Source organism: Candidatus Lokiarchaeota archaeon (assembly GCA_014730275.1).
Taxonomy (GTDB): Archaea; Asgardarchaeota; Thorarchaeia; order Thorarchaeales; family Thorarchaeaceae; genus WJIL01.
Window position 1 is genome coordinate 1 of the sequence record WJIL01000145.1, and the last position, 21,216, is coordinate 21,216.

The window sequence follows — 21,216 nt, forward strand, 5'->3', positions numbered from 1 at the left end:
ACTGTAAGGATGGTCATACGAGATACCGATACTGGGGGAACTGTAGCAGCGGGTGATGTCTCTTCATTTACTTTCACAACTACTTCTTATGGTAGTTATGATGAGAATTCACCGGGTGATTTAGACTTCACCTTATCGACGGACACATGGAACTTAGGTACTGAAACAGTGACGCTTTCTGTTTCAATGACCGGGTCCATATACTTCGACCCTGATAACCATCAATTCGACATAGTTATTCGCAAACACTATACATCTGCATCCGTGTCAGGCAGTCTGACAACTCCTCACGGTTTCAATACTACACTTACCATCGTGATTCGAGATTTGGATACTGGTGGAAGTATTTCAGCTGGAAATATCGATTCCTTCACGCTTAATCCTGACAGCTATAGCCAACAGAGTGAAAGCAATCCAAGTGATCTTGACGTAGATTTCGGAACTGAAACATGGAACTTGGGATCCGATACTGTAACGCTCTCAGTTTCCTTGGCTGGATCAATATACAGCAATCCGGATAATCATCAGTTCCAGATTACTATCAGAAAGCATCATACTGCAGTTTCAGTAACAGGCTCTATGACTCAGCCTTATGGCAATGATACTCCTGTGACAGTTGTACTTACTGACCTAGATACTGCTTCTCAAATCGCTGCGACCGAAGCTGTTTCGTTTGACTTCACTTCTACTCAAGGAACTCAAACAGTGAGCTCTCCAACTGACACTAACGTGACTCTAAATACCAGTGATTGGCCTGTATCCACAGTAACTGTGACGCTCTCTGTGGATTTCACTGGATCAATCTACAACAATCCTACTGACCACAGTTTCGACGTCACCATACGGCGATTGGGAATCAGAGTCGCTCATGAGCCAACTGATTTGATAATCCCGTCTGGGGATGATTTCAGTATTGTTCTCCGTGTGAACGTATCTGAACCGGGCAATCAATTCGACGGTGATGCCATATCATCTTTATCAAGTAGTGACGTTACTGTAGAAAATTCAAGTCATGTTTTCTCAATAGATTGGGGAAATCTTACGAACGGAAGATACAACCTCACTATAGATAGTGCTCAACTAACTGATGAAAGTTATCGTATTAGAATCACTATCAAGAAGTCCGGGGAGATTTATGGCAGCGATTACATAGTTATCGAATTCAGATACCGAGACGCTCGGAGCTACCTCTCCTCGCCAAGCTACCCTCAAGTTACAACTCCATTCAATACTCATGTCCAAGTTCGTCTTAATTACACTGATGTTGACAGGAACAAGGGCATAGATACTGCAACGATAACCTCGGACGGCATTACCATATACAACAAGCAGAATCTTGGAAATGGTGAATACCGGGTAACGCTGAATGTTACTGGCTTTGCTAAGGGAGACCACGAATTCAATCTCACAGCAGGCGCAGACCAGTATGAAAACAAAACCCTAACCTTCACACTCACCATTAGGATTGCTTATACATACGCGATTCCTACTGTTGGCGCCCTCGATATCCCGGTAGGCAATGATCCTGTGTTCTATGTGGAGTACTGGGATACAGATCACGATGTACCAGTTGATAATTCCTCTGAACCGTTGGTACGGTTAGAGACAACTTGGATTCGCAACGTAAGTGTGACCTATCTTCCTGGAGAGGAACGATACCGGGTTATCTTCATCACAGAAGATACGGATGACCTTCAGCAAAATACTGTTGTAACTTTCAACTTCTCGAAGGGCGAGAACTATCAATTTGGAATATTCAATCTGACGGTGACGATTCGCACCCACAATACAGACTTTAGGCTTGTTAGTGCAGTTGATCCTACGAGCTCAACTGGAGTTTTTGATATTTCGGTCTATTATGGTGATCTCGACAATAATATTGGAATCAAATCCTCCTTCGTGCAATTTGAAGTGTGGAACGAGAGTCAGCTTCTCAGTTTTACTTCGGAGAATAATACGGACTTAGGCAATGGCTTCTACATACTTCATGTTGATGCATCCCAATTCACCACACTGGGAATTAAGACCTTCAACGTTTACGTAAACTGGACAAGCTCAGTCTATAAGTATCAGAACAAGACCCTCACAACCACCGGTAATCTGGTAGGAGAAGAATCTTCTCTAACACTGCTAGAATCAGCCGAACCAACCCCGTATCTTGGAAACATGAGCTATACGTTATTCTTCAGTGACGTGAATAGCGGGAATGGAATCAAGAATGATACCGGTGATGTACATATCTACGTTAGTTTCCAGGGTTACAGTGTAGATACTTCACAAGTGGATATTTGGGAAGTAGATCAGGATACCCAACCAGGCAATTACTCGATCCGATTCAATACAACCGTTTTCACCGATACGGGCCGAATCTACATGAATCTCAATGTTAACTGGTCGAAAGGTGTAGATCCTTTCTATACCAACAGAACAGATGTGATTTCGCTTCGCATACTAGCGCGCGACACGCTTATCTCGTTAACGCCTCCCTCACCTACGAGCTACGGCGAGATTGGAACGTTCAGCTTCACATTCGAGGATGTTACTGGTGCAGAAGCTGAGCCCATCTTAGATGATTCCAAGCTTACGCTGTCTATGAATATCTCATTCAGCTACTCTCATTCTGCGGGCACTTTCACTGTTGAATTCAATACAACTGATTTTGGTTCACTTGGATCCAAGGCTTTGGAGCTCAATGTTACTTGGGCGGGTACACCATTCTATGCAAATCGGACGAACCGCATCGTATTTGTGGATGTGATTGCACGACAAACAGTACTGGAGTATTTGGCACCGGCACCTACGCAATATCTCGATAACGTTACATTCACCGTAACTTGGACGGATGTAACAGGAACAAGTTCTGAGGGGATTGACAATGCTACGGTAACGATTTACAATGGTACTGCGACTATTGATGCAAGCTATTACACAGTATATGAGGAAGGAGCAGGCAAATATGAAATAGAGTTCAATACTACTTTCTATGATGAACCCGCTCAATACAATTTGAATGTGACACTATACTCATCCAAGTTCTACTACTTCAACTCGACAGGCATTCGGCAGTTCAAAGTATTGAAGCGTGTGACATTGCTCTCCTCGGAACCAATAGGCAAAGTCCCTTACAACTCTTCAATCACCGTCATTCTGAACTATCAAGACTTGTATACACTGGATAATATCGGGAACGATTCAGGTCTTACCACACTCGAAATCGTGAATGGGACTGATTGGTACTTCACTTCAGAATGGAAACCAGCATTTGGCTACTATGTAGTTGAAATTCAAACCTATAACCATCCTGAGCTAAACATTAGTGATCCAACCACCTTGGAGCTCGAGATGTCGTATAGCTACGTAAGTCCATATTACCAACTAGATACGCTATTCATTGAATTTGAGCTTCGTACCAGGTCTTCGTCTCTGAGTATCGATGACCCTGCTGAAACAACCCCTTACAATGATAATGCCACCTTCACTGTGTTCTATCAGGATGAGGATGCTCAAGAAGGGATTGCAGGTGGTGACATCGACGTATTCAACGGTTCACAGCTGCTTACTGAAACTATTGACTATACATTGACTGTTGGCAGCGCTGGGTTCTATGAAATCTCACTCAATACATCTGCTCTCGGAGCTCCTGGTACATACACCGTGCAGGTGCACGCCAATTGGACCGGGGTTCCCTATCATGATAATGCTACACTATCAGTTGGTGTACGGGTAAGGCAACGCGATACAAATGTAGAAATCACTGTACCGCCCCCTCAAACGAAATTCCTTGATAATGTCACATTCAGCTTTGTATATACTGATTTGGATGCTGGTCAGCCGATAACTGACATTGTCATTGATGACATCAACATCTATCTGCAGAATGGGACCAAGCTCACCAGTGGATTCAGTTTGACACAGGATGGTGAGACTTTCGAAATTTCTATTCCCTCCACTCTCATAACAAGTGAGTTGGTAAGCAATTACGAACTGAATGTTACGGTGGACTGGGATGAATCCCAGAGCCCATATTACAGTGATGACCAAACCATCGTCAAAGTAACAGTGACGAACAGAATCATGTCAATATCCCTAGTGCCAATTTCCACCACCCCTCTAAGAGACAACATGACAGTCAATTTCACCTTGGCTGATGATGAAACAGGGAACCCGATAGATGGGGCTATCGTAGGGTTTGATTGTCAGGACCCACCATTGTCTGAATATACCCTGACTGAAGGTACTGGTCCCGATGAAGGGCTCTACTCTATCAGTTTCAACACCACCCAGCTTAATGCAACTGGGACTTACAGTTTTGACTTGGTTGTAAAATGGAATCCCACTCAGCAGCCATACTATGCTAATCTGAGTACAATTACGCTACGGGGTGCTGTGGATTTGATTTACACTAGCCTACAGAACGATCCACCAAATCCTGCAAGTGTACAGTACACGGACTCCGTCTCAGTGGTGGTCTATTTCGAAGATCTCGACCATGGCCAGATAGGGATTGAAGACGCCATCATGCATGTGCAGTACCTTGACACGGCTATTGAACCATCGAATCTTGTTGTTGATGATCTTGGTGGTGGACAATACAATATTACCTTTGATACCTCTAACCTTGCTGGCACTGGTCCACAGACGCTCAATGTAACCGCTGAACTATGGCCTTACTCTTCAAGAACTGTTACCCCCGCATTCACTGTTACTGTAATTTCCACAACTCTGGTTCCTCATGAGGAAACCATCGAGCTGTTCTGGAAGGAATCGGCAAACGTCTCAGTAGATTACAATAATCTGCTGGATGGCAATCTAACTCCTGGCGCAACTATTACCTACAGTTGGGATGGTGGCAGTGGTGTCTTTGAAGATTCTACCAGTGATGGAATCTATACGGGCTCAATTGATACTGAACTAGCAAATGCTGGTACACGCGTAGTCACCATAACTGCACAGAAGAACAAATTCGCTACTTCAGTTACAACCTTGACATTGGTTGTTAAGACGCTACCCAGTGAGATTATTTCTATCACCCCTGCAGAATTAGTTCAGGATATTGATAGAGGGTCTGAGGTAAATATTACTCTCTATTTGAATGATACGACCTACAATTCACCTATAGACAGTTCCTATGTGAATGAAGTATATGCTACATTCCAAGGGTCAGATTATCCATTATCCTTCAATGGTACAGCGGGATACTATAGTACAACAATCCCTGGTTCTGCAACAGTCCTCCCAATCGATTTCTACACAGTCCGATTGACCGGAAAGCTATCGAACTATGATCCTGCCAGCTATCAATTCAAGGTCAATCTGTTGCAGACAAGAACCGATCTTTCCCTGACAGGCGATACCAGTGAAGATATGGTCGCAGTGTATTCAGAAGTTGTCAATTTCACAGTTCTTCTAACTGCTCCTGACTTAGGAATCACCTTCTCTCAAGCTACTGTTAGTTGGTATCTTGCTGATACGGGTGAGACAGGGAACTTCACTAACGCTGGCGATGGTGTATACTGGGTCGCTTTCAATACTACTGAAGACGCTCCTGGGTTTGGTATCTGGGGTCTCAGTTTCAAGGCTCGACCATATGCCAATGCATCTGAGTTCGCAGGTTCCACAGCTTCTCTCTCGCTGACGGTCAAGAAGATTATCACCCAGGTCGATAGACCTCCCTCGCTGGAGGTTTACTGGGGCTGGAAAGGGAATGTTAGCTTCACGTATATGGATCTCTCATTCAATGATACGATTCCAGAAGCTGCTGCACCCTACAGTCTATCGGAAGTCCGCGGAAATGCAACTCATATAGGTGCTGGCCAATATGTAGTGCCGGTAGATACCAGTCTACTTGTGCCTGACACCTACCAGCTTTCTTTGACGTTTACTAAAGAAAACTATCAGGAAGCAACTGCTGTAATTCGGATAACGGTTTTGGAAGTCCCAACAGAAATTGTTCCTGAGGCTCCAGAGAAGAATCGTATAGAGAATGAGTCCACAGATCTCTTGGTTCCTGTTGGTGAAACAGTTGATATCACGTTCTTCTACAATGACACCGATAACTCTGATGGATATGTTGGAGGCTTGGAAAATGCTGTGAACGTCACCGGTATTTCACATCCGAGCCTGCTTGAGACAATCAGATTCGATCTGGAAGAGCTGGGTAATGGATACTACCAATACTCATTTGATACAACCTTCAGTGCACTGTATCAAGATATCGAGGGTGGACCGAGGTCTAGTCCGCAGCCATATACTCTCTTAGTGAAGTTAGAGCTGCCGAATAGAACTACAGCTACCATCAGAATTTCAGTTACTATCATAGATGTGCCAACAGAATACAACATAGTGGAATTCAATAGAAACCTTCTCTATGGCGAAGTAGGCCAGATTGTAATCTACTATAATGACACATGGCATAATCAGCCCGTGACAGGGGCCAATCTGAGTTTGACCGGTGAGTCCCAACTGCAATTGCTGAGCGCCGAACAACAGGGATACGAGGATGAAGAGAGACCCGGGTACTACATCTTCGAATATACTGCTGAGTCTCCGCTACTACAAGCATCTTCAGCTTCATCCACTCTGAGGTTGAAGCTTGAGAAAGAAAACACCGAGGTCCAAATAATTGATGAAGATGTTACGGTTAGTCCTACACAAGCTGCTCAAACGCTCAATACGGCTTTCACATTTGGTACCCCTATCAGTCTCGTGATTATTCTCCTGCTTATCGCCTATATCAAGATCTGGAGTGTACCCAAGCGGTTGCGGCAAATCAATGGTCAGATTAAATCATTGGAGAAAGGAGACATTCCGAGCCCAGTCGAGGAGGCCAAGAGTAGGCAGCACCTTGTTGCAGAACTGTTCAATGATACCTACAAAACAGTCGAGGTTACACGAACTCCTGCTGAAATGCCGTCCGAGGCCGTAGAGGTTGAAGTTCCCGAGCTTGGAGAATTGCTCATGATGCTATCCATCCTCACGAATCTTACTCCCGAGGAGCTGGAGGAATTCAAGGGCGATATTGACAAGATGAAACCAAGTGAGAAGGCTGCCTTCATCAAAGAAGTCATCCATCAGGAGGCAATTCGTGCGGCCAAACGTGAAGACAAAGAAACAGATGCCATCATCGAAGAGGTCAGAGAGAAGGCCCGAAAGCGACTTAGAGGCGAGGAAGTACCGGAGGACGTCGAAGAAACTCCCGAAGTTCGAGAAGTGGAAGACGTTGAACGCCTGCTTCTGAAAGAGGAAGAAGAGGCAGAACCTGAGGAGATTCCAGAAGGAGAGCCAGATGAAAGTCCTCCACCTGAGCGCCTGAGTCCGTATGAGCTGGAGGAGCTGAGAAAGGATCTCGAAAACAGAGGCGTACCACCTCATGAAATCGATACTATCATGAAACAGGCTGAACGACTACCTCGTGATTTGGTTGACGAACTCTTGGAAAGCCTAGAAGAAAACGGTGTCTGACCACACTTCAAAATGTAGGGGGTCAAAAGGGTGCCCCCTATACGATTTCTTTGTCGATGAAGGTGCTCCCTATTTCCCTTCGGCTATTCGGAATCAACCTGTTCTATTCGATAATCAATTGATGAACAGAAAGAACAACAATGTGGCAGTGGATTCACTTAAAACCATACGAACACATATTTCGCAGGTCGGGAGGAATTATCTTGTGACCGAACGAAAAGTCAAGGTGTGTCCACGATGTGGAAGCTCAAAAATACGTGAGGCTACAAGCTCGATTGGAGGATGGCTCGTACCAAAGACGTACTATTGCGAAAGTGAGGACTGTGGCTATTCAGGTCCATTATTTGTAGAAGTGGAAGCAAGCGAGCTGAAGGAATTTAGGAAGGCCATGAATGGCGAAAAATGAACCCGATTCTCTTTTACATTGGTATGCCGAAATCCACTTAAGTATCCAGCCAGACTTTCCTGTTAAGGTGACAACCCTATGGTGACTAAGGAAGGATTTGAATTTCCGGAGGATCTATACTACAACTCTGATCAGATTTGGCTAAAGAAAGAAGATGGCCAGGTCAGAATTGGTTTTACTACCTTCGGAATGGAATTAGCGGGCAAGATTAAGTTCGTCAGACTACGCCCTCCTGGCAGAAGTATTGATGCTGGTCGTAGTATTGGCACGCTTGAATCTGGAAAATGGACTGGAGCAGTCAAATCCCCAGTAACAGGAAAGCTCGTGGAAGTTAATGATGAGCTCAAGACGAATCCCACAATCCTCAACGAAGACCCCTATGGAGAGGGTTGGATTGCCGTCCTTGAACCCGAGAATCTTGATGAAGACCTTGAAGATATGCAAGGTGCAGATGGTTTAGAAGAATGGGTCGAGGCGGAATGGGAGGACAAGAGCGGGGACCTTTAATTCCATTCTCTTAAAGGTGCCATCTTTCAGAAGATCTCTCTCATAATCGAAACCCAATTTGGTGCGGGCGTAAGTCTGCACCACCACTCTATTTTCTTCTCGCCAGTTCCCTTCTCATTTGAAGAGCTGCATCATGGAGTATCTCCGGTGGAACGAGGACGTAAAGCAAATTGCTGGAATATCCTGATTCAAAGACAACACTCTGAAAGATTAGTGTTTGGAGACTCTTGTTCACATCCTTAACTGAGTGTCGTACCCCCATTTCCTCACACTTGATTGCTATAATTTCATCAAGTGTTTGGCGATCGATGTACGTTTCCTGTTTGTAATGCATCAAATGTTCGGTTAATGCTTCCAGAACAAGAAGCGTCATGTAATCATTCATGCTGACGGTTTCAACGACATCAAGATAATCTTGGTCGTAGGCATATTCTGCGATTTTTGATGTAGCTGCTCTAACAACATCTGAATCTATCTGCTTGCCCTGTCTGGAAAGTGGCCATAACGTTTTGAGGGCTTCAATTGATGTTTTCGGCCTGCTGGCATCGAACTCGCATACAATATCTGTCAGATAACGAATGACCTCGTCGGTTAGTGTAAGCGGGAAGGTATCTTCAACCCTCATTCTGACAATATCATAAAGCTGAGACTGGGTGTAAGTATCAAGTGGAACCTCGAAATCATACGCCATGCTTGTTGCTGATGATTTTGTTAGCCTTCGATAATCATGGCTGTTCAGAACTCCAATGGTGCTAGCTTTGATTTCCTTTGAGAGCTGAGCTACTTTTGAGTAAATCTCTTCATTCGTTTCATCTATATTATCTATGACAAATACTGCCCGTTTGTCCACTTTCGAAGCAGTTCGTTTGAATTGCATCCAGAGCACGTCAAGATCAAAAGCAACAGTTATTGGTCTATTTGCTCTTTTGTGGATTTTGTCGTTTAGTTCAGACACGATTTCGAGTGTGTCTTTGTATTCGGCATCTACGTATACTGTTAGAGCATCAAAACTATCGGGCACGAGCTTGGTTAGGAAATAACGTGAGAATACTGTCATACCAACACCTGTTATCCCGTGCACAAGGCAATTGATTCCATATTGATCCTCATAGGAATCGCCATAGAATCCATTGATTTTCTTGATTTCTCTGTCTCTGTGTAAAAGGTCTTCAGGAACATAGTAAGGGTCAAACAGGCCCCTCGGAGATCTGTGTGGGTCTACCATCGCCATCGTCAATCTATTTTTGTAAAAGGTATTTAAGCACGTAGAGGGGGTAGGCCGAAAGTATTCTTTACTGGGGCTAAACCATCGTTCGCAGAGTTGATGTAGCACAATCCTTCGCGAGGATGAAGCTGTTGAAACCCCGGCCCATGATTTTCCTGAGTTCCGTGATTCTCTTTTTTTTGTCCTTGTCAGCAAATGGCCACTTATGTTCAGGTTTTGGTGTGATTCCAAGCTCTTTGCATCTATCAACTAGTGCTAGTACTGTTTCGAAAATATCCTCGCTGCTTTGTCCCTTGGGTCTGATTTCTCGTGAGTGCATTATTATACCATATGCAGGTTTGTTGTTGCCCATATACCACTTGCTCGGTGCATGTCCATACTTCGCAAACGGGATCAAATCGTGTTCCCGGAGAACCTCATTGATGTGTTCAATACTTTGCTCCATATTTAACAAACTATCATCATGGAGCCCATAACCCTCGAATAGTGCCAGCTGTGTCCCCTCTTTTGGATTGCGCTTGGGTAGCTTGATTCTAGTGTCTTTCAGTTGTTCAAGTTCCGCACTATCCAATTGTCTGTAGTCAGTTATCTCTCCCAGTTCTTCAGCATAATGTTCTGGAAACTCCAATATTTGAAGCGGGGGAGAAAGATTCTCCCGTATATCCTTGTGGGCCATTATTATGCTCTCACCATATCGGATTGGACTGTTTCTGCTGATCATTTCATGAATTGTTTTGCCCATTCTATCATAGTTCTCATACTCAACGAGCGCACCAATCAACTCCTCGTCAGGGAATGGCCGAACAGCGACTCGTAACTGGGTTATGAATCCCAGAGTTCCGTGAGAGCTTGCGATATCATCGATTGTTAGTCCCTTGTTATTCAATTGCCTCTGGAGTTCTGGGTCCTCAGATTCTACACCATCCTTGTCTACGGATATTTCACGCCCATCATAAAGCATCATCTCAACCCTCAGTGTATTGTCACGCATCGTGCCATTGACCCACGTATCATTCCCACCGCCATCTGTATTCAGAATACCCCCAACTGTTGCAACATCTCTGCTGCTTGGGGCAACCCAGAATTTCATATCCTTTGGCTCCAGAAGCGCATTGATTTCATCTGGAGTCGTACCTGGGTGAACGTCCACGTACCCCTGTTCAGTTGAAACATCTAGAATTTTGTTCATTCGAAGAGTGCTGATGATTACTCTTCCTCGGTTCCCTCCAGTACATGCTCCACTAAGACCCGAACCTGCTCCCTTTGGAGTAACATCATACTCATGTTTTCGAGCGTAGCTGATAGCATCACGGACGTCCTCCTCATTTTCAGGGTAGAAAACCCGTTTGATTTTCTCGAAATCAAGTCGGTAGTATATTGATGCATTTGCCCCTGCTACTATGTTTCGTAATCTCACTCGCTTCCCCCCTCGTAGGTGTCCGCTAGTATCTCGACGATGTCCCGGGTTTGAATATCATTGGCCAAGAACTGCTCACGACATGATGGACAACAGGTCACTACAATCGTATCTGCCAAATCTTCACGTTTTGCTCTGACTGCCATTATTTTGTCACTGAGGTCAGGATCGGTCATTCGTAACAATCCTCCACCTCCACAACAGGAAAGATCCATTTCTCTGAAGTCAACCTTCATTTTCTGAAGCAGGGAACGAGGCTCTTTCTTCACATCACTTATTCGATGGAGTTCACAGGGGTCATGATAAGCCATCTCTGCTTCCTGTTCATATTTTGGAGCCTCATCGAGTACTTGGTCCAGATATTCTGTGTGATGGAGCACCTCGGCTCTTTTGAAATCGTGATGCTGTGAAAGCTGGATGAGACATCCCGGGCAACAGGTTACAACTTGATCCACACCCGCAGAATCGATAATGTCTTTGTTGTGATTCCACAAATCTTGTGCAGCTTCATCATCTCCCATGAGATGTAGGGGATGGCCGCAGCAGAATTCTTCTGCTCCCATTACAAGATAGTCGCTGTCTAGATGCTCGAGAACCTCGAAAAGGGCTTTCACAACGTCCATCTGACTGGCTCTAAAGGACATGAGACATCCAAGGAAAACCATGATTTTGGCTGTTTTTCCTTCTTCGTATACCCGGTCCCGTATTTCGGGAATCTCCAGCTCCATCTCGTCGAGCCAGTAGACGGCTCTGTCTTCTTCGGGGAGACCATAGATGTTCTTGACATTCCCTAGTGATTTCTTTAGTGACTGCAGGTAATCAAACTGGTCAGGTGATTTGCTAATTGCCCTACCCCTCTGTTCATGCCAAACTTGTAACAGGTCAACATCTGATTCACAGATTTCATCACATCTGCCGCACATTGTGCATTCGAAAAGCAGTTTGCGAAATTCCTTTCCAGCTTCTTCATCATTCTCTATCATGTCCATAACTTGCAGGACATACATTTTCCCACGGGGTGAGAATTTTTCATCCCCTGTTACATCGAACATAGGGCAGATTTTGAGGCACGATCCACATCGCACACAGCGATCGAAAGACATCAACACTTCTCCGAGTTCTAAATGAATTTATTGAGAAGTGGAATAATATCACTACCGATAGAGGCGGAATCTAATGCTCGTTTCAACGCATATTTATGTGCGTTAGGATGGATAGGGCTATGTCCTGAAAGGATACACTCCGGATTGTATGACCAATGCAGAAGAAGAAAGCAATAGCGGCACTACTCATTATAGGCTTGATTTCAACGGCAATTTTGGGGTACATGCTCAGAGTTCCTCAAGAAGACAGTAATGGTCAGGAACAGATTACAACGATTGAACCTCATCCCTACAATTCGCTTAACTGGTGGGATGTAGCATGGGAATTAGGAGAAAGCAAGCAATTTCTAACACCTTTCTCAGAGATTCTGAATGAAGGGAATAGGTATGTTGAGTATGATGAGGGATATCCTCAAGCAGCTGATTACGTCCTAAACCGGATGGATTCGCTTGGGCTTGATGCATCATACTGTGGAGATCATGATTCCGTGCTGGCACGTCAACCCGGTTACGGAAATGATAGCAGAGCAATAGCTTTTGGTGCACACCTAGATACTGGACCTGCAGGATTGGGTGTGGATAATAATGCCGGAGGGTGTGCGGTTGTATCTATGATTGCGTCCATTCTCTCACAGTATCGCCTTCCTGTTGATATCTACTACTGTTACTTCTCGTACAATATGTTCTTTCTAGATGAGCAGAATAAGAATCGGGCCATGTTTGGATCAAAAGAAATCGTCGATCATCTTCAGTCACAGGGTGTTGATGTTATCGCTTACTATAACTTCGATCAACTTCTGTTTCAAGATGAGCTACAGGATGAGGATCAGCGCCTTCTTGTTGAACATGAGCGCCTATCGCTCTATAGCTATCAATCAACGAAGTATCTTGCAGATATTCTCATTGCCTTCATGAAGAAATCTGGTGAAGATATCATTAGTGCAGTTGAAGAGTATCTCACTGATACTGATCATCAATCTTTCTGGGAGGCTGGATTTCCAGCTGTTAATATTCGAAGTGGCCACGAAGTAAATCCTGACGACCCCCCTTCGGATTCCAAAAATAGCCCCGACTACAACAAAACTCAAGCTGGTTTGGTGGCAAAGGCGGCTGCAACGACCGCTGTCTATCTGTCGCATAAAGGAAATGGCAAGATGACGGACCTGAAAATCGAGAATAGTCTTGCTCCTGGCCAACAAGTGTCCTACCATACAGCAATGACGAAAAGCCAGAAAATGGATATTTTGGGCGGCATCTCTGGCAACGGAACACTAGCTGTTGAGATACGAAATGCTAGTGATACTATACTTCCGTTCACTTCGATATCTGGAAATGAAACTTCACTGCAGACTGATCATGTAACTGGTCTCGGCCCGGTTCAGATTACTGTTGCCAATTATGACAATAATGCAACAAGCTTTGAAATCCACCTAAGGTACGAGTCTGATACTGATGGCAACGGAGTGGTAGATTCGGAGCAATACAGTTGGCCCCAACCAGACCCGCCTCTGGACTGGGATAAGGATGGACTCTCCGATAAGGATGAGCAGGAGATAGGAACTGATATCTTCGTTCAAGATACCGATGGTGATTCAATGAATGATGGCCCAGAGGTTCAAAATGGTCTTGATCCGTTGGTTGATGATAGTTCGGAAGACCTCGACGGGGACGGTCTGACCAACATTCGTGAAATGATCATAGGAACTGCACCCAACAACAATGATACTGATGGGGATCGGATACCAGATGCTTGGGAGGTTAATTTTCGAACCGATCCTCTAGTAAATGATTCCACAGCAGATGTTGACAATGATAATCTCACAAACTATGAAGAGTATCAATACGGTGCCGACCCACTGCAGATGGATGGGGATCTTGATGGCCTCTCCGACTGGGAAGAGGTCCAAGTAGGAACAAATCCGCTAGATGATGATTCAGATGGCGATGGTTTGAAAGACGAGCTCGAGATACTCGAAGGTTTAGACCCTCTTGCTCCAGATTATGATTCTGACCTTTCACCGGATGGGCCGGATCCCAATCCGAGAGTCAATGCAATTCTCATCATTATCCTTCTGAGCTGTGTGCCCATACTTGTAGGTAGCATCATCTTCTGGCGGCGAATTGGCTGAATCTCACGTGCAGCGAAAAGCCACTAGGAATCACTTGAATTCCATAGTCTGCCATTTGATGGTTGATACATGTAGGTAGAAAAAAAGTGCAAAAGAGAGGCACGAAGCCTCTCCATAAACTAGAACTAAGTTTCTGGGGCTTTTGGAATGTGCCCTTCTTTGTAGAGGGTTTCTGATGCTGCTCGGGCTCTGCGGATGATTTCTTCTGCGTGCTTGTACAGCTCGTCTCGTTCCCACTCTTTTCGGGCTATTCCTTGTTCGATGGCTTTCATACCAACAGCTGTTGCTTCTTTGGGGTAGAGTTGCCATTCGCTCATAAGCGGTATCACCTTATGCTCGGATGCTTCTTCAGCTCCAAGATCCGCGAGCGCTTCAGCAGCAGCAATGCACATTTCGTCAGTGATGGTAGTTGCCTGCACATCAAGTGTGCCTCGGAAAATACCTGGGAACCCGAGTGAGTTGTTGATTTGATTCTCAAAGTCGCTTCGACCGGTACCGACAATCCTGGCGCCTGCGTCTTTGGCATCCCATGGCCAGATCTCTGGTAGTGGATTAGCACAGGCGTACACAATGGCATCATCAGCCATTTTCTCAACCGCTTCCTTCTTTATCGTTCCCGGCTTTGGACGTGATGCACCAATCAGAACGTCTGCACCATCGATGACATCAACTAGCTTTCCGGTATGCCGTTCAGGGTTTGTCTTCTGAGCTAAATCATACTTGAATGTATCATAGTCTTTCTCTTCGACTATGTCCTCTCGGTCTGCATAGATAGCACCCTTGCTGTCGACCATAACCATGTTTTTCGGATCGACACCCGCTGCTATCAGGAGGTATGCTGTTCGGGTATTGGCAGATCCAACTCCAATCATTGCAACCTTGATATTTTCGATGTCCTTCTCAACAACATTGAGACCACCCAATACACCCGCCAGAACTACAGTTGCTGTTCCCTGTGCATCATCGTGCCAGACAGGGATGTTCACGTCGTCATCTGCTCGCAGTTCCTCAAGAACCCTGTAGCATTTCGGCTTTGAAATATCTTCAAGGTTGATGCCCCCAAAGGATGGTTGGATAAGCTTCACGGTGTTGATGATTTCATCAGCATCCTTGGTATCGAGGCATACTGGCCAAGCATCTACGCCACCCAAGTATTTGAAGAGGATTGATTTGCCCTCCATAACAGGACCAGCTGCTTCGGGGCCAATATCACCTAGGCCAAGAACACGTGTCCCATCGCTTACGACAGCCACCATATTCCCTTTGTTAGTCATGTTATAGACTTGTTCAGGCTTCTCTTTGATAGCTGTACATGCTTTGGCAACACCAGGTGTATACCAAATAGCGAAGTCGGAAAAGTCTCGCACTGGTGCCTTACCAATTGACTGTATTTTTCCTTTGTAGTAAGGATGCAGCACCATGGCGTCTTTTCCTGGCTTCTCAGCCTTCTTCTTCAGTTCTTCCGCTGAGAGTTTTTCTTCAGGCATTTTTTCATGAACTCCATTAGCTCTCGACAGATCAATCTCAAAATTGTCCGTCAGACAATACGATTGGGGAAAGTAGCCGGTTTAAAGTCTAACCGTTGAGGTGCTTTGGAGAAACGGCTTGATGAGTCCTATCTGAACATTCTGGAGATTTTCTTTCTACAGATTCTTACAATTTAAGCCCCCAGAATTGAGATATCTGCTTTGCATGTTCGCTGGATTTTACCTTTTCTTCTCCCTCCCCACCGAATATGCCCTGGATTCGTCCGTCTTCATCTATGAGGTAGGTGATTCTTTTGACACCTAGTCCAATAACGCTGAGTTTGCTTCTGGCGTCATATTTCTCTGCAATTTCTAGGTCTTCATCCATTAGGAGATGAAATGGTAGATTGTGTTTTTCACGGAATTCCTGATGTGATTCTGCTGAACCCCCGGATATCCCATAGATAGTTATTCCAGCATCATCAAACATCTCGTATCCATCTCTAAGAGAGCACATCTCTGAGGTACATCCTGGTGTGAAATCTTTTGGATAAAACGCCAGTGCAATCTTCTCTCCCCGATGATCGCTTAGTCTGAACTTGTTACCACTCTCGTCAACCGTTTCAAAATCCGGAGCTTTTTCACCTGTGTCGACCATTAGTATCACTTCACAATAGTGAATAATATAGGGCTGAGTCTCTAATAAGAGTTGCCGTGGGCTCCGTACATTGTTTCCCAACTAGGTACCGCTTCGCTGCTTTCTCGGGTCAATTCAAGTTCCTGTGTTCTGAAGTACAGGATCAGGTCTATGTCGCCATCATGATCCACATCTTCAAGAGCCCATTTCAATGGATTAGCTCCAGCTATTTCTATCGTGTTTATGTCTATAGATGCCAGATCAAGATCCTCTGTGGCTGTTACGGATAACGGTGTATCCTCTCCTGATTTTAGATTAAGGTTGTTGGGATTACTTCTCGGTATGATATCAACGATGGTGTGTTGCTGACTAGCAATCTTCGAAAAGTCTCATGTACATGAGGCGATGGATCTCGGGCAGTTGAAGGATATGTTTAAAGCACACATCCAGTTTCAAAACGGCGGGAGCAAACGGGCTTGCCTGCCAAAATCATCAAAGAGAAATCCTTGAGTTCACTCAAGGCACTATTCGTTGCACTTCTCATTGGGACTCAAGTACTCGGAATCATTGTTACTCAGATGCTTAAAAGCGAGAACTATGGCTTCATACTGTTTCTACTCTATATCATATTAGTTCCAATGACCATTTTAGCAGCTGGTTTCTTTCTAGGTCGTGCTGCCAAGAATCGCTTAGAATACAGACGACCTGACTGGGAATTTGAACCAATTCAGTTTGAAACTAGTGATTTAAGGAAGAAAGGCAAGGAGTATCTTCGGAAGTATAGACGCCTTACTCCACGAAGTGAGCTTTGGATGTGGTTTCTTCCGGTCGTTTTGGCGCTTTCAAAAGTTGGATTCCTTTATTACAGCATAGTATCTGACGAGAATATAGCAGAGTTTCTGTTGATTGCCGCTAGTGTTCTGCATCCCGCTTTGCTAGCTTCATCTGCATATGTTGGTTATCACGCTATGGAGAATGAGGCATCTGGTGATTTCAGGTTACCACTCATAAGAGAGGCTATTTGGTTGGCTGAGAAGCAAGATAGCCTTCCTGGATTCTACAATGTTCGTGTCGTGCTTGACAAAGCAGAACATGATGGATATGAGATATACAGGTCTCCTCGTGTGTTCGCCAGGGTACGATATGTAGAGGATGATGGATATGTTGAATCATGGTCGGGTGAGCTTCGGGTTGTAGAAAGAGTTCATGCTTTACTACATTCTGACAAAGAGGATTCAGTCATGTGGTACTGGCGATCTATGGACCGACAGTTCAGAGAATCAGAGGGTCATGATTCTTATGGTCATTATGTGAAGGAACCGCCTTTCCTGCGTTCGAAACTAGGTGTAAAAGATGTTCGAACTGTTTTGATTGCTGCGGAAATCCTTCTTCTGAGAGAATGGATTAAACGCGAAGATGGGCATGAAGATGCAGAGGAACTGTTATGCCGACTTCAGAAAGATATCTAGTCTATGAGAAAGCTTCATGAGGACTCGGGTTTATTTCAAGTTCATGATTTGTTGCTCCAATGAGGTGAAGTCTACTTGACTGATGAGCAGATAATTGACTACCGCCGCCAGAGAATAGTCAACCGTGTATTCGCAGTCGCCGTTGTAGTTATTGTTGCGATTGCGCTTTACTACTACTTTACTGAAGGTGACACGGGTAGAACCACACTACTGGTCTATTTTGGTTTCCCCTTCGCTCTGCTGGTTCTTTCTTTGATTCTTGGAGCTGCTTCTAAACGAGCCATCGATTACATTCCCGGAGAATGGAAGGAAACCGAGAAATGGGTTAACTTCCGAGAATATGAGACGATGCGTGAGGAATTTGAAGAAGCTTATGGTGACCTCTTGGGTCACGGGAATCAGTGCTGCGGTTGTGGATTCTTAATCTTCCTGACTATTTTTCTTGGTAGCCTAGGCCTAATTCATGCTTCGTATGCACAACCCATTTTCGATCTAACCCTGCAGTTCATTTTGTTACTTGTTATCATCTATGGAATTATTGGTATCTCAGGGTTTGTTCTTGGATTTAGGATTCCAACCATTGATGCTGAGAATTTTTTTGAAGCTCCCACTACTGATGATACGTATCACTACACCAAGGCATTGCGGGACGCATCGATGCTTCGTGTTGGTATGAAAGTGCGACTTGGAAGACGAGGTGACGCCCTGACAATTATGGAAGCTGAGCCCGTCGCGAATCTTGAGGGTTTACCTGATACGGTGAAGGTCAAAGTACAGGTGTCCAGTAGTGGTGGTTTCAGCTATCCCTACCTTGTTGGAACCATATACAAAGGCAATCCTGTGTCTGAAGGCACCAAGGAACTGGATATTCGAACGAGATACAAAGCAATAGTTGAGCAATCCATGGATGAGAATGTAACTGTCATGGTTGCCCGTTTCGATATTCCCAAACGTACGAGTAGCGTGCCCCATATCTCAGATTCTGACTTCCGAAAACTTGGAGAAGGGTTGGCAAGGGAGCTTGAACAGAACTATGAAGCTGCAAAAGGAGATTGACCAGTAGAAATCATAGACATCTTTAATTACGGGACCAGCTGGATACACGTCAAGGATTGGATACGCCTATGCTATCAAAGAATCTCAAGAACCGATGGGTCTTGCTACTTATCACCGGAATCATTCTCCAGGCAGTAATCTATCCCACAGTTTGGATTTTCCAGCTGTTTGAGCATGCCTATTTCGTGGAGGTCTTCGTAATTTCGATTTTCTCAGTTATCGTTCAGGCAATCGGGCTAGGTGTGATAATATCCAAGACAGCCAATGAAGATCCTTCTATTTACGGCCAAGGACGTCCATTTAGACACAAGCTACGCGAGGAAGATGAGAAACCAGCAAGCCGTAAGCCAACTGCTGCTGATTAGCTGTCGGCTTGCTTGAGTGTCTCATCGCACCTAATTTACCTTGGTTTCACCAAAGCTTTGGTGGAACGTGTGGTGGAACGAATCCTGGGAACCATATCTCAATCAAAGGTAGGTAGGGTGCAATCAGTGCGGTTACAACGACAAGGACTGCAAAAGTGAATGTATGCACTGCTGTGACATAGGTGTAGTATGGTCTAATATACGAGTAGAATGCGAAGGCTGGTATGGAAAGGGCTGCCATCGCCATTATCTCAACAGGGCTGAAAAAGAAGGGCATTGTGATTGGAAACAGGAAATAGAACACCCATGTGATTGTTTCATTTGAGGTTTCGTGATGGGCAATCTTGTGGATTCCATCTATTCCTTGTGAAAGGAAGAAAACCGGGATAAACAGCCACCACTGCAGACCTGCAAAGAACATTGGGCCTGCATAGAAGAAGAGATCTCCAAAGCTCTCAAATCGTTCCCATAATGGATTTCGACTGAAGTATTCCGTGGCTTCGGTCATGAAGTAGCCAATCATTTGCATGGCCACAAGAAGAGGTAGAAAAATGAAGGATACAATAATCATCAGTACTGCACCTTTCGGAAGATTCGGTATCTTTCCTTCGTGATAATTATCCAAGGGATAAATACCATGGAGTGTGAATGCAGTAATCAAAATCATGAAACCTGTTGGGATGAAATATAGCGGCTGACAAAGATATGATAGAGGTCCCAGAAAGGAGTAAACATTTCCTTCTGGTCCGAATTGAATTGATGATGGTTTTAGATACCACACCCCGAAGACGACTAACAGCTCAGGAATGAGCATCTTCATCCGGTAATCCTGTATGAAACGCATTATCGGTCCAGATTCGTTGTCATTGTCTCCCATGATATCCAAGTCTCCAAGTCTCGCTCATTTAGGTGGATAATTTAAGGCTATCTGGTCAAAATGAGGAAATAACATCAACAAACAGATTCGGAAACTCTCTGCTTCTATGATGGATTTCGCGTGTCATTTTCTTGCTTGCACCTGAAAGCCCACATACCGTTGAAATCATTGCATTTCTGCTGAGTAGATCCAAGTCGACTCCTGATTTAGAGAACTTCTCCATTGTTGATTCTAGGTTCTCTTGTACTACTGCCATGAGATTGCCTTTGAGTGAATCATCTGTATTTGGAATCAGTCCAAGAGCAAGGCCGCCCCCTTTTTTCATGAATCCGTTCATCATCTCTGCCAGAGTGGACCCAACACTTGGAGGATAACTAAGCAAGTCCATATGGAAAATGAGTGGGTCGCTTTCAAAGATGGGGTGTGAATCTTCCTCGCCTATACTTCGCCAATCATGACAGTAGTGATATGCGGGAATAATCTCATGAGGAAAGACAGACTCTGTTGCTGCCCATATTTCGGAAAGCGAAAGCCCTATGGATGGATCGTTGCGATTCATTTCAAGCACAAATCCAAGAGCGGGGTCATCTTGGCAGAGAATGATTCTATCACACTTGCTTTCGAGATGTTCTTTCTGTCCGTTGGCAATCCGTTTCATCAAAGCAGTATAAAACTGGAGCATCTGTTTGGAGACATATTGCCCGCCCTCAGGCCCGCGAGTGCTGTAGCACATTGTTGCAGGTGCTGTTTGCTGTGTTTTGAAAACAGGATAGGAACTGTTTTCGAGTAACAAATAGAGACTATGGAAATGTTCACAATCAGGAATCATGGGTGTGTCGGATGACATGACCGACCGGAATGTGTCAATCCCTAAATCGAGAACAAAATCCTCGTCATTCTCTTCAAATCCATCGATGAGATAACCAAATTGTCGTATCATATCCTCCTCTCTAAGGGAAGGAATCTGATAGGCGTATGGGATTTCGAGTTGCTGTACGTACTCGACTGGAACTCTGGGATCGGTCTCACCTACGCTCCCTACCCCAAAGAATGTACCTGCCATCTCTTCTGGCAATACTGGCTTTCTCAATGGGGATT

Annotated in this window: 14 protein-coding genes; 6 read left to right on the forward strand and 8 right to left on the reverse strand. The window is 44.7% G+C overall.

What is annotated here, in order from left to right; genetic code table 11:
- Positions 1-7,453: 7,453 nt before the first annotated feature.
- Both GF309_16250 and GF309_16255 read left to right on the forward strand, forming a co-directional pair.
- Positions 7,454-7,867 carry a hypothetical protein gene (locus GF309_16250; GenBank protein MBD3160332.1) on the forward strand — a complete coding sequence of 138 codons (414 nt, stop codon included), beginning with the start codon at positions 7,454-7,456 and terminating at the stop codon, positions 7,865-7,867.
- Positions 7,868-7,945: 78 nt separating this feature from the next.
- Positions 7,946-8,374: a glycine cleavage system protein H gene (locus GF309_16255; GenBank protein ID MBD3160333.1), complete on the forward strand. Its 429-nt coding sequence runs from the start codon at positions 7,946-7,948 to the stop codon at positions 8,372-8,374.
- Between the two features lie 88 nt (positions 8,375-8,462).
- Here GF309_16255 and GF309_16260 read toward each other — a convergent pair whose 3' ends face one another.
- From GF309_16260 to GF309_16270, 3 genes are all read right to left on the reverse strand, one after another.
- Positions 8,463-9,605 (reverse strand): hypothetical protein, encoded by a 1,143-nt coding sequence (locus tag GF309_16260; GenBank protein ID MBD3160334.1) that lies wholly within the window; start codon positions 9,603-9,605, stop codon positions 8,463-8,465.
- A gap of 70 nt (positions 9,606-9,675) precedes the next feature.
- Positions 9,676-11,016, reverse strand: coding sequence for an FAD-binding protein (locus tag GF309_16265; protein MBD3160335.1), 1,341 nt, complete (start codon positions 11,014-11,016; stop codon positions 9,676-9,678).
- Complete coding sequence (locus GF309_16270; GenBank protein ID MBD3160336.1) at positions 11,013-12,119, reverse strand: 4Fe-4S dicluster domain-containing protein; 1,107 nt, start codon at positions 12,117-12,119, stop codon at positions 11,013-11,015. Before GF309_16270 ends, GF309_16265 begins: the two co-directional genes overlap by 4 nt.
- A gap of 155 nt (positions 12,120-12,274) precedes the next feature.
- On the opposite strand from GF309_16270, the gene GF309_16275 reads away from it, so the two are divergent.
- Positions 12,275-14,248 (forward strand): M28 family peptidase, encoded by a 1,974-nt coding sequence (locus GF309_16275; GenBank protein ID MBD3160337.1) that lies wholly within the window; start codon positions 12,275-12,277, stop codon positions 14,246-14,248.
- 125 nt (positions 14,249-14,373) lie between these two features.
- Here the strand turns inward: GF309_16275 and GF309_16280 are convergent, their stop codons facing one another.
- From GF309_16280 to GF309_16290, 3 genes are all read right to left on the reverse strand, one after another.
- The gene (locus GF309_16280) at positions 14,374-15,735 is read right to left on the reverse strand and encodes a malate dehydrogenase (protein ID MBD3160338.1); all 1,362 of its coding nucleotides are present in this window, start codon (positions 15,733-15,735) and stop codon (positions 14,374-14,376) included.
- Between the two features lie 166 nt (positions 15,736-15,901).
- Positions 15,902-16,372: a redoxin domain-containing protein gene (locus tag GF309_16285; protein MBD3160339.1), complete on the reverse strand. Its 471-nt coding sequence runs from the start codon at positions 16,370-16,372 to the stop codon at positions 15,902-15,904.
- A gap of 41 nt (positions 16,373-16,413) precedes the next feature.
- Positions 16,414-16,563 (reverse strand): hypothetical protein, encoded by a 150-nt coding sequence (locus tag GF309_16290; protein MBD3160340.1) that lies wholly within the window; start codon positions 16,561-16,563, stop codon positions 16,414-16,416.
- A 264-nt stretch (positions 16,564-16,827) separates the two neighbouring features.
- Between GF309_16290 and GF309_16295 the strand changes: the two genes are divergently transcribed.
- From GF309_16295 to GF309_16305, 3 genes are all read left to right on the forward strand, one after another.
- The gene (locus GF309_16295) at positions 16,828-17,820 is read left to right on the forward strand and encodes a hypothetical protein (GenBank protein MBD3160341.1); all 993 of its coding nucleotides are present in this window, start codon (positions 16,828-16,830) and stop codon (positions 17,818-17,820) included.
- 75 nt (positions 17,821-17,895) lie between these two features.
- Positions 17,896-18,876, forward strand: coding sequence for a hypothetical protein (locus GF309_16300; protein ID MBD3160342.1), 981 nt, complete (start codon positions 17,896-17,898; stop codon positions 18,874-18,876).
- A gap of 68 nt (positions 18,877-18,944) precedes the next feature.
- Positions 18,945-19,241, forward strand: a complete 297-nt coding sequence (locus tag GF309_16305) for a hypothetical protein (GenBank protein ID MBD3160343.1) — start codon at positions 18,945-18,947, stop codon at positions 19,239-19,241.
- 46 nt (positions 19,242-19,287) lie between these two features.
- Here GF309_16305 and GF309_16310 read toward each other — a convergent pair whose 3' ends face one another.
- Positions 19,288-20,118 carry a hypothetical protein gene (locus tag GF309_16310; GenBank protein MBD3160344.1) on the reverse strand — a complete coding sequence of 277 codons (831 nt, stop codon included), beginning with the start codon at positions 20,116-20,118 and terminating at the stop codon, positions 19,288-19,290.
- A 55-nt stretch (positions 20,119-20,173) separates the two neighbouring features.
- Entirely contained in the window at positions 20,174-21,208 is a 1,035-nt protein-coding gene (locus GF309_16315; protein MBD3160345.1) for a hypothetical protein, read from the reverse strand.
- Positions 21,209-21,216: the final 8 nt, after the last annotated feature.